Below are 24,348 nucleotides of genomic sequence, written 5' to 3'. Positions count from 1 at the left end.
CTGCCGGATTTTATTTCCGGCAGCTCTTTCTGTACAGTATATGGCGAGGATTACCAGGCTACGCCTTCCTGGAGCCAACGGGCGGCATCCAGGGCGTGATAGGTAATAATAATATCGGCGCCGGCCCGTTTCATGGAGGTCAGGGATTCCATAACAATACGCTTTTCGTCGATCCAGCCATTTTGGGCGGCTGCCTTTACCATGGCGTATTCACCACTGACATTGTATACGGCGATGGGCCGGTCAATCCGGTCCCGGGCCTGACGGACGATATCCAAGTAGGTCATGGCCGGCTTGATCATGATAATATCGGCGCCTTCATCCAGGTCGAGGCCGATTTCCTTCATGGCTTCGCGGGAGTTGGCCGGGTCCATCTGATATTGGCGGCGGTTGCCGAACTCAGGTGCCGAGTTGGCTGCATCACGGAACGGACCATAAAAGGCCGAGGCATACTTGGCAGCGTAAGACATGATAGTCACGTTCTGGAAGGAGTTTTCGTCGAGGGCTGTACGCAGCGCAGCGATGCGGCCATCCATCATATCCGATGGGGCGACGATATCGGCACCGCACTGGGCTTGGCTGACGGCAACCTTCTGCAGGAGCTTCAGGGTGGCGTCATTGTCGACGTAGTGGCCGCACAGCTGGCCGCAATGGCCGTGGCTCGTATACTGGCAGAGACAGACATCGCCGACGATGACTAAATCCGGCAGTGCCTGCTTGATGGCTCTAATGGCCCGCTGGACCGGGCTGGTCATGTCCCAGGCAGACGAACCCGTTTCGTCTTTGTATTCCGGCAGGCCGAATACTTCGATGGCCGGAATGCCTGCAGCGGCCACGGTTTTGGCCAGCTCTACGGCATTTTCGACAGAAAGATGATAACAGCCGGGCATGCTGGGGATTTCTTCGCGCACGTTCGTGCCGGGAACGACAAAAATAGGATAAATCAGATCAGATACTTTCACTTCATTTTCCCGCACGAGAGCGCGCATAGCGGGGGAAATGCGCAGGCGGCGGGGCCGTAAACTATTGTACTTCATGATTGGCAAGTCTCCATTCTTGTATTTTTTTTGCCAGTCCCTGACTGGTATAGGTATCAGCGACGAGAGCCGGTGTGAGGCCTTCGTCACGGCAGGTCTGTGCTGTAATAGGTCCGATGCAGGCCAGCCCTACGTCCTTCAGGAGGTCCCGGTCAGGTCCTAAGAGCTGAATCAGGGCCAGGACCGTAGAGGAACTGGTGCAGGTCAGCAGGTCAAGCTTCTTTTCTTTGAGCAGCTTGATGAGTGTTTCTTTATTTTCTAATGCCGGTACGGTGCGGTAGGCGGCAGCAATGGTGACAGCGGCACCGGCCTCGGTGAGTCTGTCCGGCAAGACGGCCCGGGCTTTTTCGGCGCGTACGAGCAGGACCCTTGCCTTGGCCGGCAGCGTTTCTATGAGTGCTTCAGCCAGGCTTTCGCCACGATAATCGCTCTTTGGCATAACATCGGCACGCAGGCCGTATTTTTCCAATGCTTTTGCCGTAGACGGGCCGATGACAGCAAGCTTTACCTGTCCTAAGGCACGGCTGTCGCAGCCGGCCTGGTGCAGGCGGGCAAAGAAATGATCGACTCCGTTAGAGCTCGTAAAGACGAGCCAGTTATAGTCAGAAAGCCGGGAAATGGCCGCATCCAGGCCGGCGTAGCCATCAGCCGGGGCTTCCAGCCGGATAGCCGGGATTTCCAGGCTGGCGGCGCCCTTTTCCTCCAGTATGCGTGTGAGGGAAAAGGCCTGGGGCGACGTACGGGTTACGCCGATGGTAAGGCCAAAAAGGGGCTGCGTATCGAACCAGCGCAGCTCTTGCCGCCGTTTTACGACGTCACCGATGATACAGACTGCCGGCGGCGTGAGCTTGGCCCGGGCTGCGTCGTCAGCCACCTTTGCCAAGGTGCTGACCAGGGTCGTCTGATCCCGGCGCGTACCCCAGCGGATGAGGGCCACCGGTGTTTCCGGCGCCCGGCCGTAACGGAGCAGCTTTTCCGTAATATTGGGCAGGTTACGTACGCCCATGACGAAGACCAGCGTGTCTACAGCTGTGGCCAGGTGCTCCCAGTGAATAGACGAGTGGCCCTTTGTAGGATCCTCGTGGCCTGTAATGACGGCAAAAGACGAGGCAAAGGCCCGGTCCGTCACGGGAATGCCGGCATAAGCCGGTGCGGCAATGGTGGATGAGATACCCGGTACGATTTCAAAGGGAACGCCTGCAGCATGGAGCGCAGCCCCTTCCTCACTGCCACGGCCAAACACGAGGGGATCGCCCCCCTTGAGGCGGACGACGGTCTTGCCGTCTTGTCCCAGCTTGACGAGGAGAGCATTGATTTCTTCCTGTCGCAGTGTGTGGTGGTCAGCTGTTTTGCCAACGTAGATAATTTCTGCATCATGGCGGGCAAAGTGCAAGAGCTGCGGGTCTGCCAGATGATCTGTGACAACCGTATCAGCTTTTTCCAGGAGTTCTTTACCGCGCAGCGTCAAAAGACGCCAGTCACCGGGGCCGGCACCGACGAGATATACCATTCCTTCTGTCATAGGTTTTCTCCTTTCGCACTCATAGCGAGGATGGCGGAGCCGCCCTCAGCCAGCATCTGCGTGGCCATGTGGCGCCCTAATTCTTCAGCGTCAGCAGGGGCCCCGGCCAGGGAACGGCACAGGCTTTGGCGCCCGTCCGGCGAGGCAATGACCGCACGCAGGATCAGCCGGTTCTGCTGTATCGTTCCGTAGGCACCGGCAGGAATTTGGCAGCTGCCGCCAATATGACGGGAAAAACTGCGTTCTGCTGTGACACAGGCAGCCGTTTCACTGTCATGAAGCTTTTCTAAGAGTTGCAGCACGGCCGTATCAGCAGCCCGCGTTTCTAACGCCAGTGCCCCTTGACCGGCAGCCGGGATAAATTCATCTGCCGGCAAATAAGCGGTAATCCTGTCCGTCAATTGTAAGCGTGTAAGTCCCGCTGCTGCCAGGATAATAGCTGCGTACTCACCGGCGTCGAGGCGGCGTAAGCGCGTGTCTACATTGCCGCGCAGATCGCTTACGTCGAGGTCCGGCCGCAGGCGCAGGAGCTGGGCCTTGCGGCGCAGGCTGGACGTGCCGACACGGGCACCCTGTGGCAGGTCCGCCAGGGAGGCATAGTGACAGGATACGAAGGCATCCTGAGCCGGCTCCCGCTTCGTAATCGCGCCCAAGGTCAAATCGACGGGTAACTCAGCCGGGACATCTTTCAGGCTGTGCACGGCAAGATCAATCGTGCCGGCAAGTATTTCCCGTTCGATTTCTTCCGTAAAGAGTCCTTTGCCGCCAATGGCGCTGAGCGGCCTGTCAACAATTTTATCACCCCGCGTGTGAATGTACTTTAGCGTAACGGAAATATGGGGAAAAAGGAGGCGAAGCGATGCAGCTACCGATTCAGCCTGACGTACGGCCAGACGGCTGCAACGCGTGCCAATAGTAATCGTTTCAATGGTCTTCATGAGAAGTCTCCTGTAGATAATGGTGTAGAGATTGGCGCAGGGCCTGTTCGGCTTCATCCAGATGACCGGCCGCGACGCGTGCCATGATGTCATCGGTCAGGGCCTGACGCCAAAAGGCCTGCCGGGCCTGGCTGCTCGTAAGGCTGCTTCGGGCTTCGGCACGGACAGCGGCCAGCCGGTCTATCCATTCGCCATACGCCGGGGTCAGCTTTTCTTCCCAGTGCAGGCGCAGCCAGCGGGAAAAAGCCGGTGCCTGGCCGTTAGTAGAAATGGTGCACAGCAAAGGACCACGGCGGATGACAGATGGCGTCGTCCAGTTGCTTTCTTCCGGTTTATCGCAAACGTTTACGAGCTGGCCCCGTGCCAGGGCAGCCTTTGCAGCAGATGCGTTGGCTGCACTATCGTCAGCACAGCAGAGAAGAAGCGTATAGCCTGCTTCAGCACCAGGCGTATACGGCCGTTGCTGCCATATGATTTGTCCTGCCTGTACCAGGTCCTGCAGCTGCGGGCATATTTCCGGCGCCAGAACCGTTACGACGGCGTTTGCCGCTAAGAGGCCTTTTGCTTTTTGGAATGCTACGCTGCCGCCGCCGATGATCAGACAGGGACAGTTGTCGAGTAGTAAGTTGATCGGATACATAAAATAGCCTTTCTATGACGATGCCTTAAAGACATGTGCCTATACATATAATAAAGTTATATATCACCATCGTTTATTATAGCATACTATGAGAAAAGAAAAACGTTGTAATTGCAAGCCTTTTTCTGCTTGTATTATTTTTTTTATTTGACATTCCGTTCATTTTGAATAATAATATTACTTTAGAGATTATAAAAAAATATAAACTAATTATTTTATAACTACTAGGAGACATAGTTTATTTTTTTTATAAAAACTACAATACAACCATTTATGTAAAGGAGAGATTCGATGTTTGCAGGGATAAAACGGACGCTATTTTCTTTTCTTTGTTTCCTTTTACTGGCCTTTGGCAGCACGGCTGCTGTACAGGCCTATGTACCGCCTACAGGTGCTGAAGCAGCCTGCCTGATTGATGCAGACACGGGAAAAATCCTTTATCGTGTAAACCCGGATAAATGGGTACACCCGGCGAGTACGACAAAAATCGTAACGCTTTTGACTGCCTTGGATCAGGGCAAGGATAAATTAGAACAACCCTTACAGATTTCCTGGGCGGCTGCCAATACGGAACCTTCAAGCTTGGGCATTGCCCCGGGGGATCAGCTGACTGTGCACGAAGCCCTGCGGGGGATGATGGTCGTTTCCGGAAATGATGCCGCTGTAGCCGTAGCAGAAACGATCGGTGGCTCTGTTGAAAACTTTGCCGGCATGATGAATGCCGAAGCTGTTAAGCTAGGGGCAGAACACTCTCATTTTGTCAATCCCAACGGCCTTACGGCAGCCGGTCACCATACGACAGCCGTCGATATGGCCCGCATGGCGGCCTACGGCTTGAAGCACTATCCGGAATTTGCCTACATCGTCAGCCTGCCGTCTTATAACATGAAATACATGGATGGCCATACGAAATACGTGACGACGACCAATCATTTCCTGACCAGCGGCTATAGCGGTGCGAATGGCGTCAAAACCGGCTATACACAGGCTGCCGGCGATTGCCTTGTAGCTTCGGCTACACGTGATGGTCATACCTTGGTAGTGGCCTTATTTAATGATGATGACCGCTGGGTCGATGCGCCGGCTATTTTGGATTATGGCTTCCGCCGCATTCAAACAGGGGTATAACATATATTATACATAGGGGGTGAGCCGGAATGGCCCAGGTGTTGATTATTGAAGATGACGAATTGATCGCCGCCTTGGAACGCGATTTTTTTAAAAATAGCAACTTTGATGTGACTGTTGCCAGGGATGCCAAAAGCGGCATGAAAGCCTTATCTCAAACGGCCGTTGATGCGGTTATTCTGGACGTAGGCCTGCCGGATGAAGATGGTTTTACTGTCTGCCAAAGAATCCGGGAAAAGAGCGATGTTCCCATTCTGTTCGTAACGGCTCATACGAGTGATGAAGATAAGATCAAGGGCCTTGGCCTGGGCGCTGATGATTATATCGTCAAGCCCTTCAATCCGTCGGAGCTGATTGCCCGCGTAAAAGCCCATATCGATATTCACGAACGTCTGCTGGCAGGGGCACATCTCATGCGCGATGAAACACTGCCGGATATTCAGACCGGTGATCTAAAGATCTTTATCCGCCGCCGGCAGGTATTCCGTGGCAAAAAAGAAATTTTACTGACAGGAAAAGAGTTTAATTTGCTCCTCTTTTTGGCGCAGCATCCTAATCAGGTCCTGTCCAAAAAATACCTGTTTGAAATGATCTGGCATCTCGATGCCTTAGGCGAAATGGCAACGGTTACCGTCCATGTCAACCGCCTGCGGGACAAACTGAATGAAGTGAAGCCCAAGTTTACGGCGATTGAAACGGTATGGGGTAATGGCTACCGTTTTCGCATGGAGTAAGCACGTAAATAGGCGGTAGAAGGGGGAAGGGGCATATGTCCGTATGGAAAGCAAATCTTTGTATCTTGGCAGCCGGATCCATGTGGGGAACGATCAGTATTTTTGTGCGACAGCTCGATGCCATCGGCCTTAACGCACTGCAGATTTGCCTGATCCGGACTCTTTTGGCACTCCTCTTTGTGGTCGCCGTTCTGGCCTGGCGGGCACCACATTTATTGCGTATTCACTTGCGGGATTGCTGGTGTTTCCTCGGTACAGGCGTTTTTAGCTATGCCCTGTTTAGTATTTTCTACTTTATTGCCGTTGCCGCCAGCCAGGTCTCCATTGCAGTCATGCTGCTCTATACGTCACCTATTTTTGTCATGCTCTTGTCAGCCCTGCTTTTTAAGGAACCGCTGACACTGCGCAAGTGGGCCGCCCTGGGGTGTACCTTCCTCGGCTGCGTACTCGTTTCCGGTGTTTTACACGGGAGCCTGGCTATTCCCCTCTTTGTGTTGGCCGTCGGTTTGGGGGCTGGTTTTTTCTACGCACTCTATTCGATTTTTGGCCGCTATGCCTTGCGGCGTTACGAGCCGGAAACGGTTACGTGCTATACCTTCGCCTTTGCCGTTGCAGCCATGCTGCCTTTAGGCGATGTTCCCACACTCCTGACGCTTATGGGAGCGCATACGACGTCCTGGCTGTGGGCCTTAGGCATCGCCTTTTTCTGTTCTGTTCTGCCATATTTTCTCTATACGCTGGGCCTCAAATATATGGAAACGGGGAAAGCGGCTATTATGGCAACTATTGAGCCCTTTGTCGGGGCGGCTATTGGTATTTTTATTTTCCAAGAGCCCTATGATTTGATGAAACTGGCCGGTATGGCCTTGATTCTCAGTTCAGTCGTTATTCTGAACAAGAAGAAAAAACAGCCTGGCAGGCAGTGCCAGCGCGTTGAAAAATAAACTACGCTAAAAGACCGGTCAGGATACAACCTGACCGGTCTTTTAGCGTAGTTTAGCGTGTAGACGAGCTCGTATCGCTTGTCTTAGGTGTCGTCGTTTGTTTCTGCGTTTGCCGCTTCTGTATTTCCTGTTTCTTTTCCTGAATTTCCTGTTCTAAGCGGTTTTTGGCTTCAGAAAGCTGCTCGCGCCGTCGTTCGGCAATGGCAGCGTCTTCTTTTTCTTTGGCTGCTGCCGCTTCTTCTTTGGCGGCTTTTTCTTCCTGCTGCTTTTCCAAATCACCGAACTGGCCTTTGAATTCAGCCTTGTAGATGGCGGCCCGGTCGGGATAAAGGAGACACAGGCGGTTGAGCAGGACCAGCTTGTTTTTATCATCCAGGGTACCCGTTGATTTCATGGTTTGGTACGCGCTGTAATAGGCCAGCCATTGTTTCATAGGCAGGGCATCGCTGCTTTCATAGGAGCTGAGGCTCATAAAAGCAAACACGCCGGAGAGAAACAGGCAAAGTAAGGTTTTGATCACAACGTATTACCTCCTTCCCCTGGCTGCGGCATGGCAGGCCGTACTTGCCGCACTGGCTGCCAGTCCGGCAAAAAGAAGGGCAAGAATAGTGAAAATAATCGTTTTTAAGGATAAAGGGGGAATGGGAACAAGGCCAAAAAAGAGGTACGTTGGCATAATGAACATAAAGAGGCCCGCCATGACGACCATGAGCAGGACGGCATAGAGGATACCACTGAGCAACGTAAAGAGCGTTCCCAGCAGGCTGAAGACAGGGCGTAAGACTGTACCGCCTGCTTTGGCCAGACTATCGTTATCGGACCAGGTGAAGGTGTCATTTTTGTTGCTTTCTGAACGGCGGGAACGGCGGCGTGGCAGCGCCGTTCTACGGGCGCTGTCCCTTTCTGCCGGGACTGCAGGAGCCTCTGTGCGATAGTATTGCTGGCTCTGCTGGCGCCGGCGCAAGAGGTCTTCATCCTTTTCCCAATCGTAAGGCTCCCGCTTGGGACGGCGGCGTGCGTCGAAGTCATCGTTAGGCAGACGCGGATTGTCTTCGGGCACAATAGGCTTACCCATATAATACCGGTAAATATTCTTTGGTGAACCGAGTTTAACGCATATTTCTTCTTCTGATTTTCCTTCTTTCGCACCTAAACGGAACTGTTCTTCACAGTCTTCGATGATCCCTTTCAGGTCATCTTTGTCAGCTTTGCGGAAATAATATTTCAAGAGATCCATAAATTCAGACTTTCGCATAACCACTTACCTCTGTTTCGTCATGTATTCCTCATATAGCTGGTGATATTTTGCGCCCCATTGCCAAGCGGCAACACCGATGATCATGATCGCGATGATGATAATAAAAATAGCAGCTGTAGGCAAGGAGGATAAAAACGCGACAGATGCCAAGGGGGGCTTTTCCATGGCAATGCAAAAGGCTACCCAGGCGAGGAGGGCGACACAGGCTACAGAACAGCAGCCACCCAGCGTATACAGGAACAGGAAGGCTGTTCTGCAAGTTTTAGGTTCAGGCAATTGTGACATCGGTATACCTCCGAATTATACAAAGTAATCGGCCGGGCCGTGACCATACGAGGCCGGCCCCATAGCCTTATATTTCTTATACTATCACATAACGCTGGGAGTGACTAGGGCAGGCCTGTTTCTGCCCTTGCACGGCACGTGTATTTGAAGTAACATAAACGTATAGCTGGTTGTACGGCAGAGGCTGCCGGCAGCCGCAAATAAGGAGGTAGATGGCATGGCTGATTTTGTACGCTACCACGTAGGCGATGTGGTTCAATTAAAAAAAGCACATCCCTGTGGTTCAAATGAATGGGAAGTATTGCGCATAGGGGTTGACTTTGTCATCCGTTGTTGTGGCTGTGGCCACCGGGTCATGGTGCCCCGGCCAAAGTTTGAAAAATCCGTAAAAAAAATCATCCATTCTGCTGCGGAAACAGAGGAATGAATAATTTTTGTAAAACCCCTTTTTATTTATTTCCGTATGTGGTACAATTTTAAACGGCAATACTTTACTTCGGTAAAGCAATAAAGAGATAAAGAAGTCTGGCTTACAAGGGGTGTATAGACATGCTCAGTAATACATTAGATGGAGTGAAGATGCTTCATCACGACGAAATGCGTAATTATGACAGGATTCAGAGCAAGCTCACGACAGTGATCATGAATCATGGCTGTAAGATTATTGAAACGCCCAGCTTTGAAGATTACGATGTGTACCAGCATTATTTTCCCCAGCTGCGGCAGCAGATGGTCAAAACCATCGACACGGACGGCCGCGTTCTCGTCTTGCGGCCGGATGTGACGGTGCCGCTCGTCGAAACGGCAGCCCGGGAATTTCCCCGCTCGAACCAGCTGCTTAAATTCGGCTATGTCAGTACGGTTTTCCGTGAATATTTCGGCCGTTCTACGTACGGCAAGGATTTCCTTCAAGGGGGGGTGGAAATCCTCGGTGATGCCAGTCCGGAGTGCGATGGTGAAGTCATCGTGATCGCGGCAGAAATACTGAAGGCTCTGGGTGTAGATAACGTCCGCATCGACATCGGCACGGCGGCCTATACACAGGCTCTCTTCAGCAGCCTGCCGCTGGAAGAAAAGGAAAAGAGTATGCTGCGCGGGTATATGGCCGAACGTAACTTGGTTGCCTTTGGCCGCTATCTTTCCGGACTGAGCCTGAACAGTGAAGCAAAGAATGCCTTAGAAGCCATTCCCGTCCTGTTTGGGCCGTACAGTGAAACCCTGGCCAAGGCCCGGACGCTTTGCATCAACAGTGGTATGCGCAATGCCCTGGCACGTCTGGAAAAGACCTACGAGTACATCCAGGCCGCAGGCTATGCAGACAAGGTACAGCTCGACTTTGGCTTTGCCAGCCAGCTGGATTACTATACGGATATGGTCTTTAAGGTCTACGTCGATGGGGCCTTGTACGATGTCATCGACGGCGGCCGTTATGATTCTCTTTCGGCTCAATTTGGCGTTGACCGGCCGGCGTGCGGCTTTGGCATGAACATTAATCTGCTTTATGAATTCATGAGTGATGCCGGCCTTTTGGAAGATACAGAACCGAGCTTTCAGCTGGCTATTTCGTACACAGCCAGTGACGTCAGGCTGATTCAGGATTTAGGCTGCTGGCGCTCCCAGGGGTTCCGCGTTGCGGCGTATCCCGATGCGTCCTTTATCGACAGTGCTGATTACAGTATTCATGCCGTATACCGGAATGGCGCCTATTATAAAGATGGCAGGGAATTGAGCGCTTTAGACCTGGAAAACATGATGAGGGGGCTTTAAGATGGCAATTCACATTGCCCTGGCAAAAGGGCGCATTCATAAAGTAGTCATGAAATACCTGAAGGAAAGCGGCTATGATTTCCCGACCTATACGGAAGAAAGCCGGAAGCTGATCTTTGAAGATGCCAGTGGCAGCTTGAAAGTGACACTCGTCAAATCACCGGATGTAGCCGTCTATGTCGAACGGGGCGCTGCCGATATTGGCATCGTCGGCGAAGATGTCCTCATTGAGGATAATGCCGGTGCCAAGGTCTATGAAGTACTCGATATCGGCATTGGCCGCTGTAATATGGCCGTTGCCGGCGTAAAGGGTAAGACTGTGGATATGTCCAAGCGGATTACGGTCGGTACGAAATACCCGCGCATTGCCCGCCGTTATTTTGAGCAAAACCATCACAGTGTCGATATTATCAAGCTGAATGGTTCTGTCGAACTGGCACCTCTGGTGGGCTTGTCCGATGTTATCGTCGATATCGTCGAAACGGGTAATACCCTGCGGGCGAACGGCCTGGAAGTGCTCGAATACTTCATGGATTTCAGTGCCCGCATGATTTGTAATCCCGTTTCCTTTAAACTAAAGTATCAGGAAATCAGCACGCTCATTGAGGTCATCAAACAGAACGAAATTAAATAATTCGACTGGGGAAGAGAGGCAATACTACTATGGAATGGATAGAAGTACCGGCACAGGGCTTAAGCTTACGGGAAATCCGTCAGATTACAAGCCGCAGCCAAAGTGAAGATAATGCAATTCGCAAAAGCGTAGAAGCTATTTTGACGGCCGTACAGGAACAAGGGGATGCGGCTGTACGGGCGCTGACGGAGCAGTTTGATGGCGTACGCCTGACGGAGTTTCGCGTGACTCCTGCAGAAATCGCTGCCGCTGTGGAAACAGTCGGTCCGGACTTTATGCAGGTCCTGACAACGGCCCGTGACAACATTAAAGCCTATCATGAACGGCAGATTCAGGATTCGTGGTTTGATACCTTCCGTGACGGTGTGAAACTCGGCGCCCGCTATACGCCTATTCAACGTGTCGGTGTTTATGTACCGGGCGGCACGGCAGCCTATCCTTCGACGGTTCTCATGGATACGATTCCGGCGGCTGTAGCCGGTGTTCCCTCCATTGCCGTCTTTACACCGCCGGCTAAGGATGGCTCTGTCAATCCTTATATCCTGGCGGCTGCACACGTTGCCGGTGCTACAGAAATCTATAAGGTCGGTGGTGCCCAGAGTATTGCTGCTGCTGCCTATGGCACAGAAAGTATTCCGCCGGTCTTTAAGATTGTCGGCCCTGGCAATGCCTATGTTGCTATGGCTAAACGGCTGGTCTTTGGTACTGTAGGCATCGATATGATTGCCGGCCCCAGTGAGGTCGGTATCCTGGCAGATGAACAGGCGAACCCTGCCTGGGTAGCTGCCGATCTCCTGGCTCAGGCCGAACACGATCGCCGGGCCGCTGTGTTCCTGGCTACGCCGAGTGCGGCCTTTGCCGGAGCCGTAGAGCAGGAAGTGGAACGGCAGCTGGAAGAACTGCCGCGCAAAGAAATCGCCGCCGCTTCCATTAAGGATCACGGCAAGATTTTTATTACGGCCGACCGCAGCCAGGCTATCGAAATCATGAATCTCATTGCACCGGAACATTTGGAAATCGATTTCCCCATGCCGGAACAATATATACCACAAATCATCAATGCCGGAGCTATTTTCCTCGGGCCCTATACGCCGGAACCGATTGGTGATTACTTTGCCGGTCCGAATCACACCTTGCCGACGATGGGTACAGCCGCTTTCTCGTCGCCCTTAGGAGTATATGACTTCGTCAAGAGAAGCAGCCTCTTGTCCTACAGCAAGCAGGCCTTTGACGCCGTTGCCGATCAGGTCATGCAGTTTGCCGAAGTAGAAGGTCTGCAGGCTCACGGCCGGGCTGTAAAAAGGAGAGTTGAAAATGGAAAATAAATGGCTCCGCGACACGATTCGCGATTTTGAACCCTATAAAGTACCGGAAATTCAGGAACATACCATCATCAATGCCAATGAAAGTCCGTACAACATCCTCGATTTTCCGTCCGTCAAGCAGGATTTCTACGCCGGCCTGGAAAAACTGCCAAGCTACCGCTATCCCGATCCTTTTGCCGAAGACCTGCGCCGCGCTCTTAGTGAATACGCAGGCTGCAGGCCCGAAGAAATTCTGGCTACCAATGGCGGTGACGAAATTATCAACCTCATCCTCAATACCTTTATTAATCCTGGCGACCAGGTCCTGACGCATGGGCCGACCTTCGATGTGTATGGCATTGATGCGGCTGTTCTGGGCGGCCAGATGATCTATTGTCCTGATGAGGAAGGCTTTGTCCGTAATGCGGCCGCCTTCAAGCAGCTGATCGTGGAAAAACAGCCTAAGGTGACCTTTATCTGTAACCCCAACAACCCGACAGGTCACATTTGGCCGGCGGCGGTGATCGAAGAGTTTGTCCGTGCTGCAGATAATATCGTCGTCGTCGACGAAGCATATTTGGAATTTGCCAATCAGGAAAGCGTCATCCCCTTGATTGAAAAATATGAAAACCTCATCGTCATCCGTACCCTTTCCAAGGCCTTTGGTTTGGCAGGCTTCCGTTTAGGCTACGGCGTGGCCCGGGCAGATATGATCGATGCCTTGTCCCTGACCAAGCTCAGTTATAACCTCAACAGTGTGACCCAGCTCATGGGGATCGTCGCCATGCGTCACCGTGACGAAGTTCTCGGCCACAACGTACCGCCGACGATTGAAAACCGGGAATACCTGGAAGAAAATCTGAATGCCCTGCCTGGCGTAACGGCCTATCCCAGTGCGTCAAACTTTATCCTCGTGCGCGTGCCTGACGGGCCGGCCCTGATCCAGGCCTTGAAGCAGGCAGATATCTGTGTCCGCTTTTACGGGGCGCCCAGCCTTAAAAACTGTATCCGTATTTCCGTTACGACACGGGATGTAGCTGACCGGCTGCTGGCAGTCTTCCGTGCGCTTATGAAGGGGGAATAAACCATGCGTAATGCACAGGTGAACAGGGAAACGGCAGAAACGCAGATTGCCATTTCTTTAGAGCTTGATGGAGACGGTACTTTTGTCGGTGCTACGGGCATTGGCTTTCTCGACCATATGCTCAACCTCCTGGCCTGCCACGGCGGCATGGACATGTCCCTCCACGTGCACGGCGATCTCGATGTCGATACGCACCACACCGTAGAGGATTTGGCCATCGTCCTGGGGGACGCCCTGACACAGGCCTTAGGGGACAAAAAAGGGATTAATCGCTATGGCATGTTTTACTGCCCTATGGACGAAGCCCTGACGCGGGTCGTCGTCGACCTCAGCGGCCGTCCGTACTTGGTGAATAATGTCAAGCTGCAGGTAGAACGCATTGGTGATTTCGAAACGGAAATGCTCCAGGAATTTCTCTACGCCCTGGCCGTGCATGGCAAGATGAATCTGCACGTGACCAATCTCTATGGCGTGAATGCCCACCATATTGTAGAATCCGTATTCAAGGCCTTGGGCCATGCACTAAAAGAAGCTGTACGTATTGAAGGAAATGCAGACAGCGTACTTTCTACTAAAGGGGTGCTTTAATTGAAAATAGCAATCATCGATTACGAAATCGGTAATTTGGCCAATGTCTATAATGCCTGGCGACGCCTGGGCCAGGATCCTGTCATTACGCGTGATCCTCAGGTCATCCGCGAGGCAGCGCTCGTCGAGCTGCCCGGCGTCGGAGCTATCCGTGATGCCATGGCGAATTTGCAAAAGTTCGACCTCATTCCACTTCTGCAGGAAGAGGTCAAGGCAGGTAAATTTTTTATGGGCGTTTGTTTAGGCATGCACGCCTTGTTCGAACGGGATTTTGAAGGGGGGACGTACGACTGCCTGGGCTTTTTGCCGGGCGACGTCGTTCCCTTTGAAACGAAACTCAAGGTGCCCCACATGGGCTGGAACGAACTGGAATTTCGTAAGGCCAATCACTGGCTGCGCCAGGGTCTGCCGGCACATCCGTATGTGTATTTTGTCCATTCCTATCATAAATCGCCGGCAGATACGCCCGATGTCATTGCCACGGCGGAATACGACGGACCTGTACCGGCTATTTGCGGTATCGATAATGTCCTGGGGATGCAGTTTCACCCGGAAAAAAGCGGCCGCGTAGGGGCGCAACTCTTGCAGAACGTAGTCGACTACGTTCAGAAAGGATAAACACATGATCGTATTACCTGCTATTGATATACAAGGTGGTCACGCCGTCCGTCTGCGCCAAGGCGTAGAATCGGACAGTACGAAATATTTTGATGATCCTGTGGAAGCAGCCCTGCAATGGGCCGAAGGCGGCGCGCAGTTCCTGCATGTCGTCGATTTGGACGGTGCCTTTACGGGCAGCCGTTGCAATGCCCAGGTCATCGGCAAGATTTGTGATGCTGTGGATATTCCCGTCGAAGTAGGCGGCGGCATTCGCAGCGAAGAAGCCATTACGGCCTATCTCGATCAGGGCGTGGCCCGCGTCATCATCGGCTCCAAGGCGGCAGAAGATGAAGCTTTCATCAGGGAGATGGCAAAAAAATACGGCTCAGAGCTCGTCGTTTCGATTGACGCCAAGGGCGATACGGTAACGACCAAGGGCTGGGTGGCCGGCAGTGATAAAAAGGTCCTGCCCTTTGCATCCTTTCTCATTTCCATTGGCCTGCGCACCTTGGTATATACCGATATCAGCCGCGATGGTATGCTCACAGGACCGAATTTCTCCATGCTGGAACAACTGCAGCGGCTGCCCTATATCCGCCTCATTGCCTCTGGCGGCATGAGCAGCATAGACGATTTGAAGACTTTGCAGGCCATGGGCGTTTACGGTGCCATTACGGGCAAGGCCTTATATGAAGGCCGTATTACGATGGAACAAATCCGGGAACTGGAGGCAGAGTAAGATGCTGGCAAAACGTATTGTACCTTGCCTGGATGTGCGCGATGGCCGCGTCGTCAAGGGCAAACAATTTAAGAATATCCAGGATGTCGATGATCCCGTAAAGCTGGGCAAGTATTATTCCGACCAGCTGGCCGACGAATTGGTCTTTTACGATATTACGGCGTCCTATGAAAAACGAAACATCTTCATCGATGTCGTCCGCGCCGTAGCCGAAGCGATTAACATCCCCTTTACGATCGGTGGCGGCATCCGTACGGTGGATGATTTTCATCAGGTCCTGCGGGCCGGCGCCGACAAGGTGTCTGTCAATTCCGCTGCCGTACGGCGGCCGGAATTGATCCGGGAAGCGGCAGAACGCTATGGCAGCCAGTGCGTAGTCCTCTCCATCGATGCGAAAAAAGATGGCCAGGGCAGCTGGCAGGTCTATGTCGATGGCGGCCGCAAGAATACGGGTCTCGATGTCATGGAATGGGCTAAGCAGGGCGTGGCCCTGGGGGCCGGTGAAATCTGCATCAATTCCATGGACGCCGATGGCGAAAAGACCGGCTTTGACCTGCAGCTCAACCACGCCTTGTCGGCTGCGCTGCCCGTACCGATTATTGCCTCCGGCGGCGCCGGGACGATGCAGGATTTTAAGGCTGTATTTGATGCCGGTGCCGATGCGGCCCTGGCTGCTTCTGTGTTCCATTTTGGACAGATCAGCATACCGGAACTGAAAACGTATTTGCAGGGACAGGGTATTCCCATGAGAGGAGCTGAAAAATAATGGAATTCGTCAATATACAAGAGATCGCTTTTGATAAAAACGGCCTCGTACCGGCTGTCGTGCAGGAAGCACGCAGTGGCAAGGTGCTCATGGTAGCCTATATGAATGCCGAATCGCTGCAAAAGACAATCGAAACGGGACGGACGTGGTTCTACAGCCGCAGCCGCCAAAAGCTTTGGAATAAGGGCGAAGAGTCCGGACACTTTCAGGAGGTACGGGAAATATCCGTCGACTGCGATGCCGATACGCTTCTCATCCAGGTTGACCAGACCGGTGCAGCCTGCCATACAGGCCACAAAACATGTTTTTTCCGGGGTCTGGGCGGCACGGAAGATAAGGAATATACAGGCAGCCTGACCATTCTTTCCGATTTACAGGATGAAATCAAGGAAAAGCGGCAGCATCCGACGGAAAAATCCTATACGGCATACCTCTTAGAAACAGGTATTGATAAAATCGGCAAGAAAATCGGTGAAGAAGCGTCAGAGGTCATTATAGCCGGTAAAAATGCCGATTGGGCCGTAGAGGATAAAACGGAAAAAGGGGCTGCGCTGCGGGACGAAGTGTGCAAGGAATCGGCTGATCTGCTCTATCACTTGGCGGTGCTTTGGGAAAAAACGGGCGTTGGCGTCAACGATGTCATGGCCGTATTAGAAGCGCGGAGCCATGTGAAAGGCAATAAAAAAACAGTAGGTCATTTGGATAAGACATTTTAGAGGCGAACGAAATGAAGAAAGTAATGTTTGATGTAGATGGCGTACTTCTTAGCGAAGCCCGTTACTTTGATGTATCGGCCCTGACCCTTTGGGAATGGTTTTACAGTCCGGCCTATATGGGACTGCCAGGGGAACAGGTCCATGCCGATTTGACAGAAGAAGAAATCAAGACGTTACGGACCCGCTTTTGGAAAAATGATGAAATCCTGTTTTGGTTAAAAAGCCATGGCGTAAATGACAATTGGGATATGGTCCATGCCGTCCTCTTTGTGAGCCTTTGGATGATGCTCGAACAATATGCGGCGACGGTAGGCCAAATCCGGCACCTGTCCTTTGATTCCCTGCGCGGTGTCCGCCTGGCCGGCATTTTACTGCGTTCCTGCTCTGTGCCTGAAGCAGGCCAGGTATTGGACGTATTGCAGGAAACAGTACCGCCTTCGGCAGGGAAAAATGAACTCTTCACAGCCTTGCAGGAGGCCGCCGCCCAATCGACGGCAGGAGCGGCTATTGCGCCCTATGCAGATCTTAATTCACCTCTTTGGCAGCTCCACATGGATTGCTTCCAAAACTGGTATTTTGGCGATGAATTATATAAAAAAACGTATGGCAGGGATCCGGTTGCTCCGGGAAAAACAGGCTTTTTGGCGCGGGAAAAGCCCTTGGCTCCGGCGGGAGATATTTTAGCCCTTTTCCGGGAACTCAAACGGCGGGGCTACGCTATCGCCATTGCTACGGGCCGTTCCTATTGGGAAATGAAGATCCCCTTTGAAACCTTCGGCTGGCTTGCTGAATTTGACCCGCTCTACATCTCTACGTCTACAGATGTAGACGAAGCAGAAGAGATGCTTCATCAGTCCCTGGATAAGCCCAATCCCTTTGCCTATTATTTAGGCGCTTTTGGTCATTTTCCGGAAAAATACGCAGCGTATGTAGCAAATCCGGACGCTTTTAAAGAAGGGCAGTATTACGTCGTAGGCGATTCCCTGGCCGACGTTTGGGGGGCCAAAGCCATGGGGGCTGTCATGATTGGCACCTTGACGGGCCTGGAAAAGGAAAACGCCCGGCACATGTTTGAACGGGAAGGCGTAACCCATGTCGTCGACACGGTTACGGATATTTTGTCGATTTTAGAGTGATACAGAAAAAGAAGGTGGCACGTTTTATGGAACAAACCGTTGTAATTGCCGGTTCCGGCATTATGGGCGCTTCCCTGGCACAGGTATATGCCGGTGGTGGCTGGAAAACCCTCGTCTGGTGCCGTTCACAGGCTTCGGCCGACCGCTGCAGCCAGTTAATCGATCTTAACCAGTCGACCATGGTGCAGACAGGCATGCTGACCCAGGACGAATCGGATGACTTGCGTCATCGCATTGAATACAGCTTTGATGAATCCGTCTTTGCAGAACCGCAGGTGGATTTGATTTTGGAAACCATCGTCGAAGACCTGGCCATTAAGCAGGAATTTTTAAGCCGTATTTCCCGTCTGGCCTCGCCGTCCGTACTCATGGCAACGAATACATCGGGCCTTTCGATTACCAGCCTGGCCGCCGGTATGTCCCATAAGGGACGGTTCATGGGGCAGCATTGGCTGAACCCGCCCCACTTAATCCCGTTGTGCGAATTAGTCAGTGGGGCAGAAACGGCACCGCAGACGGTACAGAAAATGCAGGCCATTGTCTTGGGACTTGGGAAACACCCCGTTTGTGTCCGCGATATTCCCGGCTTTATCGTCAACCGCCTGCAATACGCCTTATTGCGGGAAGCCCTGCATATCCTGGATATAGACGCTGCGTCTGTCGAAGACATCGATGCCGTATTTAAATACGGCATGGGTCTTCGTTTAGCAGCTGTGGGCCAGCTTTCGGTTGTTGATTTTAACGGTGTCGATGTGTTCGATAAAGTGACGAAATATCTCTTCCCTGATCTCGATACGTCTGTGAGCAGTCCCCGACTGGATCAGATGGTAGAAAAAGGCTATTGCGGCGTCAAAGCTGGCCGCGGCTTCTATGATTATAGTGGCGATAAGGCAGAAAAGGCCATCCGCCAGCGCGACGAAGCGTATATCCGCTTGGCTAAATGCCTGTACGGTCCCCCAAAAGACTGAGTGATTGAACGACGAAACTTGTTCTACTGTAAAAACCTCATATAACATCCCATAAAAAATAATGGTAGAATTTTATTCTAAAATATCTTGACAGCAGAGGCCCGCCATGATAGACTAACTCCAACGCATATAGCAAGCGATGAAGAGAAGAGTACAAAAGAGGAAGCGTTACAGAGAGTCTCAGCAGGTGAAATGAGATACGTCTAGTCTTTTGGAAGATGGCCTCTGAGCTGATTAGCTGAATGATTAAGCTGTCCGGGTGCACCCGTTATCGTGCCAGGGTATTCAAGGCTGCGGCCTGCGTACCTGCAGAGGTCAGTCCCGTAAGGGACTGATGAAATTGGGTGGTAACACGGTACTTCCGTCCCTTATGGGGCGGAAGTTTTTTTATTTGTAACACAGGGGGAACACGATGAGTACAACAAAAGAGACAACAAAGAAACTGGCAAGAGGACCATTAAAGCAATTGATTAAGCGGCAGGCTAAGCAGTTAGGTGCCAACCTGATCGGCTTTGCTTCTGTAGACCGCTGGCCGGAGCAACAGGAAGTGAAGCCGGAATACTGGCCCCAGTCTATTTGGCCGTGGAGCCGTACGGTCATTTCACTGGGCGTACAGATTTATTTGCCCATGATTGAAACGACACCGTCAGTCGTTTATTCGGAATGTTACAATACGACGAACCGAATTCTCGATGAGATTGCCTATCGTCTGGCTAATAAACTGAATCAGCTTGGCTACCGGGCCCATTGGTTTCCTCGCGATTGTTATGGGGATATTTCGGTTCTCGTAAAAAAACAGGAGGCTGCCTTTTCTCATGTCTTTGCCGGAAAATACGCCGGCTTGGGAACGCTGGGTCTGAATCATACGCTGCTGACGAAGGAATATGGGCCCCGGGTCCGGCTCGTTTCTGTCATTACCGATGCCGATGTCGTTCCGGATGAGCTGGTAAAAGACGACTTATGCATCCGCTGCCAGCAGTGCGTGCGCAACTGTCCTACAGAGGCCTTTACGCCGCGTAGTGACCGGCTGATAGCCGACATGGCTAAGACCCGCTGTGCCGGCTATCATCAGAAATTAAAGAATGAATTTCGCTATCCCTGCGGCGTCTGCATTGCCGTATGCCCCATTGGGGAAGACCGCAAGCTCTACGGTGCCCATTCTGTAACGGAAGCGGGTAAAGAGCACTGCCAAAACTTTGGCTCTGCCAATGCGGTAGCCGGACTGCCTGTGCCGGAAGATGCGCAGAAGATTATTGATACGACGATTCGCTGATCTTATTTGACTCATATATACCATAAACGGAGGAATTCATCATGAAGAAAAACGTAAAAAAGATACTTGCTGTTGCTTTAGCTGCAGTGGCCTTGGGAAGCTTTCTGGCAGGCTGCGGCACAGATACCAATAAAGGCGCTGCTACGGCAGAAAAGAAAGTGGTTACTGTCGGGGTCAACCCCGGTTCCGGAGAACGGATTATGGAACAAGTAGCTAAGGTAGCTGCAAAGGATGGGCTGGATGTAAAGGTAAAGGTATTTTCCGATTACATTACGCCCGATAAGGCCTTGGCGGACGGCGATATTGATTTGAACTCCTATCAGCATTTGCCGTTCCTCAAGACCTTTAATGAAAAAAATCATACGGATCTCGTATCCATTGGCGATACGTATTTAGCGCCTATTGCCTTGTACTCACACAAGTACAAAAACATCAGTGACGTCCCCGGCGGAGCTGCCATTGCCATTCCTAATGACCCCAATAACGGCAGCCGGGCACTCCTCTTGCTCAGTAAGCAGGGCTGGATTACACTCCGTGCCGGAGCCGATCCGACGAAGCTGACTGTACAGGATATCGTAGCCAATCCGAAGAACATCCAGATTACCGAGCTCGAAGCCGGCCAGCTGCCGCGCTCCCTCGATGATACGGCTGGTTCGGTTATCAATGCCGGCTATGCGATTGCAGCGAAGATTCCCGTTACAGACCGCATTGCGACAGAAGATGATACGAGCCCGTATGTAAACGTCATCGCTGCCCGGGCGAAAGACAAAGATAATCCGGCGTACCAGAAATTCGTCAAAGCCTTCCAGTCGCCGGAAGTACGGCAATATATTGAAGAAAATTTCAAGGGTGAACTATTGCCAGCCTGGAAATAACCTGTGCCTGACGGGGACACCCTTTTCTGAGGGGGAAGCGGGTATCCCTGACAACCGCCGGCAGCCTTTGTGTGCCGGCGGTTGTTTTTTACGCCTTTACCAGGCACTGCCGTTCTTGACAGTGTTTCTGGAATTACCTATAATAGTACAAGTAAATTTATGTAATGTTGGCTGATTTCACCTGAGGAATCAGCCTTTTTTAAAGGAGTAAAAGTATGCGTTTACGGAGAAAACCCTGGATTGATGAGGCGATCAAAGAATATGATTCCTTTGTCCATCTTTCCGGAGCAGAACAGTTCAAGGGAAAATGGAATACCCTGTTTCCCAACCCCCAGGCACCTTTATGGGTAGAATTAGGCACGGGTAAGGGAAATTTCATTTCACAGATGGCAGCCCTGCATGGGGAAGTGAATTTTATCGGCATTGAAATTCAGGTAGGTGTTTTGTACTATGCCTGCAAAAAATGTGCAGAAGCAGAAGTAACCAATGTACAGCTCCTGAAATTCGATGTCTCGCGCATAGAAGATATCTTTGCTCCCAGCGAAGTGGACCGGTTTTTTATCAATTTTTGCGATCCCTGGCCTAAGGCCCGCCATGCCAAACGCCGCCTGACGTACCGGTTGTTCCTGGACCGCTATGCCCGGCTTCTCAAAGAAGGCGGTGCGGTCTGCTTCAAGTCGGATAATGCCGGCCTCTTTGACTTTACACTGGAAGAATTCAAGGAGCGGCAATGGCAGCTTTCAGAAGTAACCTACGATTTGCACCATAGTGATATTCCAAACGAAGTACAGACCGAATATGAGGCCCGTTTTAGTGCGAAAGGGCAGCCTATTTTTCACTGTTTTGCTGTCCGCCCGACGGCAGGTGAAGGGGAATGACTCCGAAAACAAAGGAACTGCGGTTAACCTTTTGGATGATTTTTACAGCATTCCTTCTTCTGTTCATCATTGGGACCGTAAATATATTCAGTTCCACTTTTATTGAAGATATGGCAGAAGGCGGCAGTGCTTACGGTCATTTAATCCGCCATGTTCTTTGCTTTGTCATCGGCATGATTCCGGCGACCATCGTCTACCGTTCAGACTATCGTCTTTGGAAAAAGATCGCCTGGCTGGCCATTATTTTTTCGGCCTTGCTTCTGGTCGCCGTTTTGGGCGCCGGTATTGTCGTCAATGGCGCTAAGCGCTGGCTCGGCGTTGGTGGCTTCACTTTCCAGCCGTCAGAAGTGGCCAAATTGGCAGTCATCCTTTTTACGGCCAAGTATTTGGCTCCCCTATTGGAGAAACATAAACCCATCACTTTTTTTGGCCCCTGGGACAGCAGCCCCCAGGCACCGGCGTGGAAGCGCTTTCATTGGCTGCCTCAGCCGGTCCTGCTGCCGGCCCTGGTCCTGGCGGGCCTGGTCATTAAGCAGCCTGATGCAGGGACGGCGATTGTCATTATGTTTTTACCCTTTGCCATGCTTTGGATTAGCGGAGCCAGCTTGAAACAAGCCGTTATCCCGTTGGGCGTGTTTTTGGTCGCCGCTGCTGCCTACACCCTTTCGGCGCCGTACCGGATGGACCGCCTGCGGGCCTGGTATGACCCCAGCTCGTATGCCCAGACCTTAGGCTATCAGACTATGCAGGGGTTTATTGCCATCGGGTCCGGCGGTATCATGGGCCAGGGCATTGGGGAAGGTATCAGTAAGTTCAGCTACCTGCCTGAAGCGCATACTGATTTTGCCTTTGCTATTCTGGCGCAGGAATGGGGCCTCCGTGGTTCCATTGTCATGCTCGTATTGTTTTGTATCCTTATTTTCTTCGGTTTTCAATGCGCTTGGAATACACATGACAAGTTTGGCGAATTGCTGGCAGCCGGCATTACCCTGTATTTTGGCGGTCAGGGGTTGATCAATTTGGCCATGGTTTGTGGCCTCTTCCCCGTCGTAGGTGTACCCTTGCCCTTTATCAGCTATGGCGGTACGTCGCTCATTGTCAATTTGATTGCGGCGGCCCTGCTCTTAAATATAGCGCGGCGCAACTATAAAACGGCCGTGATGGCAGCCCGTTTGCGGATGCAGCCTCATGTACAGTCTATGAAAAAAGAAACACGCAGTCATTTTCAGCTGCATTAGGATGATTCTAGGAGGTCCTTACGAATGGAAAGACGTATTATTCAGGTAGACGAACGCCTGCCACTGTTGCCGACAATCCCCCTTAGCCTGCAACATTTATTTGCTATGTTTGGTTCGACCGTACTGGTGCCGTTTTTGCTTCACGTAGATCCGGCGACAGCCCTTTTCATGAATGGCATTGGCACACTCTTGTACCTGACCATTTGTAAATGGCGCCTGCCTGCTTATTTGGGCTCCAGTTTTGCCTTCATTTCTCCGGTCCTGGCGGTTTGTTCCACACCGGGGATGACCTATGGCGATGCCCAGGGCGGGTTCATTGTCTTCGGTCTCTCCTTTATGGTATTGGCCCTCATCGTCGATAAGGTGGGAACCAAGTGGATCGATATTCTCTTTCCGCCGGCAGCGATGGGTGCTATCGTAGCTATCATCGGCCTGGAGCTGGCTCCCTTGGCCATGACTATGTCGGGTTACCTCGGCGAAGCCCAGGGCATGAGCAACGAAACGGCCATCATTATTTCCACGTTTACCCTCATCGTAACCGTACTGGCAACGATTTTGGGCCGCGGCTTTATCGGTATTATTCCGATCCTCATCGGTGTCGTATCGGGCTATGTCCTTTCTTACTTTATGGGCGTTGTCGATTTTTCCGCCGTGGAAGCAACGCCGTGGTTTGCTGTGCCGACCTTCTATGAACCGAAATTTAACTTCAGTGCAATTATGATGATCATGCCGGCCCTCTTCGTCGTCTTTGCTGAACACTTAGGGCATCTCTTTGTCACCAGTGATATCGTCGGCCGCGACCTGATCAAGGACCCGGGCCTGCACCGCAGCCTCTTTGCTGACGGCCTGTCCAACGTCCTTTCGGGCTTTATCGGTTCTACACCGAATACGACGTATGGGGAAAATATGGGCGTCATGGCCATTACCGGTGTATACAGCACGTGGGTTATTGGCGGCGCCGCTGTCTTTGCTATCGTTTTTTCCTTTATCGGTAAAGTAGCTGCTCTCATTCATGGGATTCCGACGCCGGTTATGGGTGGCGTCTGCATTTTGCTCTTCGGTTTCATCGCCGCTTCCGGTATTCGTATGCTCGTAGAAAAGAAAGTAGACTATACGCGGTCTAAAAACCTTATTCTGACGGCTGTGACCATGATTACGGGCCTTTCCGGCGCAACCGTAGTCCTTGGTCCGGTACAGCTTAAAGGGATGGGTCTGGCCACGGTAGTTGCCATGGTATTAAGCCTGGCGTTTATCTTTTTCGAAAAGACCGGTCTGGAAAATAGAAACTGACCGTCT

The 24,348-nt window shown here is 52.0% G+C and carries 27 protein-coding genes and 1 other annotated feature; of the genes, 20 read left to right on the top strand and 7 right to left on the bottom strand.

Features of this window, described 5'->3' with window-relative positions:
• Positions 1-50: 50 nt before the first annotated feature.
• Genes hemB through PGX44_RS05755 form a run of 4 tightly spaced genes read right to left on the bottom strand, consistent with a single transcriptional unit; the run spans position 51 to position 4,137 of the window.
• On the bottom strand, positions 51-1,037 hold the full coding sequence (gene hemB, locus PGX44_RS05770) for a porphobilinogen synthase (protein ID WP_498854590.1): 987 nt from the start codon (positions 1,035-1,037) through the stop codon (positions 51-53).
• On the bottom strand, positions 1,024-2,559 hold the full coding sequence (gene cobA, locus PGX44_RS05765) for a uroporphyrinogen-III C-methyltransferase (RefSeq protein WP_498854589.1): 1,536 nt from the start codon (positions 2,557-2,559) through the stop codon (positions 1,024-1,026). Before cobA ends, hemB begins: the two co-directional genes overlap by 14 nt.
• Complete coding sequence (hemC, locus tag PGX44_RS05760) at positions 2,556-3,497, bottom strand: hydroxymethylbilane synthase (RefSeq protein WP_498854588.1); 942 nt, start codon at positions 3,495-3,497, stop codon at positions 2,556-2,558. The genes cobA and hemC overlap by 4 nt, the downstream gene beginning before the upstream one ends.
• Positions 3,484-4,137 carry a precorrin-2 dehydrogenase/sirohydrochlorin ferrochelatase family protein gene (locus PGX44_RS05755; protein ID WP_498854587.1) on the bottom strand — a complete coding sequence of 218 codons (654 nt, stop codon included), beginning with the start codon at positions 4,135-4,137 and terminating at the stop codon, positions 3,484-3,486. The genes hemC and PGX44_RS05755 overlap by 14 nt, the downstream gene beginning before the upstream one ends.
• A gap of 291 nt (positions 4,138-4,428) precedes the next feature.
• On the opposite strand from PGX44_RS05755, the gene PGX44_RS05750 reads away from it, so the two are divergent.
• From PGX44_RS05750 to PGX44_RS05740, 3 genes are read left to right on the top strand one after another with little or no spacing between them, the layout of a single operon-like run.
• Complete coding sequence (locus PGX44_RS05750) at positions 4,429-5,265, top strand: D-alanyl-D-alanine carboxypeptidase family protein (RefSeq protein ID WP_498854586.1); 837 nt, start codon at positions 4,429-4,431, stop codon at positions 5,263-5,265.
• Between the two features lie 29 nt (positions 5,266-5,294).
• Positions 5,295-5,999 carry a response regulator transcription factor gene (locus PGX44_RS05745; RefSeq protein ID WP_498854585.1) on the top strand — a complete coding sequence of 235 codons (705 nt, stop codon included), beginning with the start codon at positions 5,295-5,297 and terminating at the stop codon, positions 5,997-5,999.
• Positions 6,000-6,034: 35 nt separating this feature from the next.
• Positions 6,035-6,943, top strand: coding sequence for a DMT family transporter (locus tag PGX44_RS05740; RefSeq protein ID WP_498854584.1), 909 nt, complete (start codon positions 6,035-6,037; stop codon positions 6,941-6,943).
• Positions 6,944-6,995: 52 nt separating this feature from the next.
• Here PGX44_RS05740 and PGX44_RS05735 read toward each other — a convergent pair whose 3' ends face one another.
• From PGX44_RS05735 to PGX44_RS05725, 3 genes are read right to left on the bottom strand one after another with little or no spacing between them, the layout of a single operon-like run.
• Entirely contained in the window at positions 6,996-7,463 is a 468-nt protein-coding gene (locus tag PGX44_RS05735; protein WP_498854583.1) for a hypothetical protein, read from the bottom strand.
• 6 nt (positions 7,464-7,469) lie between these two features.
• A complete protein-coding gene (locus PGX44_RS05730; protein WP_498854582.1) occupies positions 7,470-8,198 on the bottom strand; it encodes a DUF1700 domain-containing protein in 729 nt (242 codons plus the stop codon).
• Positions 8,199-8,204: 6 nt separating this feature from the next.
• Entirely contained in the window at positions 8,205-8,486 is a 282-nt protein-coding gene (locus tag PGX44_RS05725; RefSeq protein WP_186502440.1) for a hypothetical protein, read from the bottom strand.
• A 217-nt stretch (positions 8,487-8,703) separates the two neighbouring features.
• Here PGX44_RS05725 and PGX44_RS05720 point away from each other — a divergent pair, with 217 nt between their 5' ends.
• The 17 genes from PGX44_RS05720 to uraA all read left to right on the top strand — a co-directional run bounded on the left by PGX44_RS05720 (position 8,704) and on the right by uraA (position 24,342).
• Positions 8,704-8,913, top strand: coding sequence for a DUF951 domain-containing protein (locus PGX44_RS05720; protein WP_498854581.1), 210 nt, complete (start codon positions 8,704-8,706; stop codon positions 8,911-8,913).
• 122 nt (positions 8,914-9,035) lie between these two features.
• Positions 9,036-10,253 (top strand): ATP phosphoribosyltransferase regulatory subunit, encoded by a 1,218-nt coding sequence (locus PGX44_RS05715; RefSeq protein ID WP_498854580.1) that lies wholly within the window; start codon positions 9,036-9,038, stop codon positions 10,251-10,253.
• Position 10,254: 1 nt separating this feature from the next.
• The gene (gene hisG / locus PGX44_RS05710; RefSeq protein ID WP_186502437.1) at positions 10,255-10,887 is read left to right on the top strand and encodes an ATP phosphoribosyltransferase; all 633 of its coding nucleotides are present in this window, start codon (positions 10,255-10,257) and stop codon (positions 10,885-10,887) included.
• Positions 10,888-10,916: 29 nt separating this feature from the next.
• Positions 10,917-12,212, top strand: a complete 1,296-nt coding sequence (hisD, locus tag PGX44_RS05705) for a histidinol dehydrogenase (protein ID WP_498854579.1) — start codon at positions 10,917-10,919, stop codon at positions 12,210-12,212.
• Entirely contained in the window at positions 12,202-13,275 is a 1,074-nt protein-coding gene (hisC, locus tag PGX44_RS05700; RefSeq protein ID WP_498854578.1) for a histidinol-phosphate transaminase, read from the top strand. The genes hisD and hisC overlap by 11 nt, the downstream gene beginning before the upstream one ends.
• Positions 13,276-13,278: 3 nt before the next feature.
• Positions 13,279-13,863 (top strand): imidazoleglycerol-phosphate dehydratase HisB, encoded by a 585-nt coding sequence (hisB, locus tag PGX44_RS05695; protein WP_289001030.1) that lies wholly within the window; start codon positions 13,279-13,281, stop codon positions 13,861-13,863.
• A complete protein-coding gene (hisH, locus tag PGX44_RS05690; protein WP_186502433.1) occupies positions 13,864-14,481 on the top strand; it encodes an imidazole glycerol phosphate synthase subunit HisH in 618 nt (205 codons plus the stop codon).
• Positions 14,482-14,485: 4 nt separating this feature from the next.
• Entirely contained in the window at positions 14,486-15,202 is a 717-nt protein-coding gene (gene hisA / locus PGX44_RS05685) for a 1-(5-phosphoribosyl)-5-[(5-phosphoribosylamino)methylideneamino]imidazole-4-carboxamide isomerase (RefSeq protein WP_498854577.1), read from the top strand.
• 1 nt (position 15,203) lies between these two features.
• Positions 15,204-15,968, top strand: a complete 765-nt coding sequence (gene hisF, locus PGX44_RS05680) for an imidazole glycerol phosphate synthase subunit HisF (protein ID WP_498854576.1) — start codon at positions 15,204-15,206, stop codon at positions 15,966-15,968.
• On the top strand, positions 15,968-16,684 hold the full coding sequence (hisIE, locus tag PGX44_RS05675; RefSeq protein ID WP_498854575.1) for a bifunctional phosphoribosyl-AMP cyclohydrolase/phosphoribosyl-ATP diphosphatase HisIE: 717 nt from the start codon (positions 15,968-15,970) through the stop codon (positions 16,682-16,684). Before hisF ends, hisIE begins: the two co-directional genes overlap by 1 nt.
• An 11-nt stretch (positions 16,685-16,695) precedes the next feature.
• A complete protein-coding gene (locus PGX44_RS05670) occupies positions 16,696-17,820 on the top strand; it encodes an HAD family hydrolase (protein ID WP_498854574.1) in 1,125 nt (374 codons plus the stop codon).
• Between the two features lie 26 nt (positions 17,821-17,846).
• Complete coding sequence (locus PGX44_RS05665; RefSeq protein ID WP_498854573.1) at positions 17,847-18,788, top strand: 3-hydroxyacyl-CoA dehydrogenase family protein; 942 nt, start codon at positions 17,847-17,849, stop codon at positions 18,786-18,788.
• A 130-nt stretch (positions 18,789-18,918) separates the two neighbouring features.
• Positions 18,919-19,160 (top strand) — a binding site (T-box leader).
• A 40-nt stretch (positions 19,161-19,200) separates the two neighbouring features.
• Positions 19,201-20,061, top strand: a complete 861-nt coding sequence (locus PGX44_RS05660; protein WP_498854572.1) for a 4Fe-4S dicluster domain-containing protein — start codon at positions 19,201-19,203, stop codon at positions 20,059-20,061.
• A gap of 41 nt (positions 20,062-20,102) precedes the next feature.
• Positions 20,103-20,936 carry a MetQ/NlpA family ABC transporter substrate-binding protein gene (locus PGX44_RS05655; RefSeq protein WP_498854571.1) on the top strand — a complete coding sequence of 278 codons (834 nt, stop codon included), beginning with the start codon at positions 20,103-20,105 and terminating at the stop codon, positions 20,934-20,936.
• A gap of 215 nt (positions 20,937-21,151) precedes the next feature.
• Positions 21,152-21,814 carry a tRNA (guanosine(46)-N7)-methyltransferase TrmB gene (gene trmB, locus PGX44_RS05650; protein WP_498854570.1) on the top strand — a complete coding sequence of 221 codons (663 nt, stop codon included), beginning with the start codon at positions 21,152-21,154 and terminating at the stop codon, positions 21,812-21,814.
• Positions 21,811-23,052 carry an FtsW/RodA/SpoVE family cell cycle protein gene (locus tag PGX44_RS05645; RefSeq protein ID WP_498854569.1) on the top strand — a complete coding sequence of 414 codons (1,242 nt, stop codon included), beginning with the start codon at positions 21,811-21,813 and terminating at the stop codon, positions 23,050-23,052. The genes trmB and PGX44_RS05645 overlap by 4 nt, the downstream gene beginning before the upstream one ends.
• A 24-nt stretch (positions 23,053-23,076) precedes the next feature.
• On the top strand, positions 23,077-24,342 hold the full coding sequence (gene uraA, locus PGX44_RS05640; protein WP_186502423.1) for a uracil permease: 1,266 nt from the start codon (positions 23,077-23,079) through the stop codon (positions 24,340-24,342).
• Positions 24,343-24,348: the final 6 nt, after the last annotated feature.

The organism is Caecibacter sp. AF58-12pH5A, from assembly GCF_027681725.1.
Lineage (GTDB): Bacteria > Bacillota > Negativicutes > Veillonellales > Megasphaeraceae > Megasphaera > Megasphaera hominis.
This window is presented reverse-complemented; position numbering and strand designations above follow the sequence as displayed.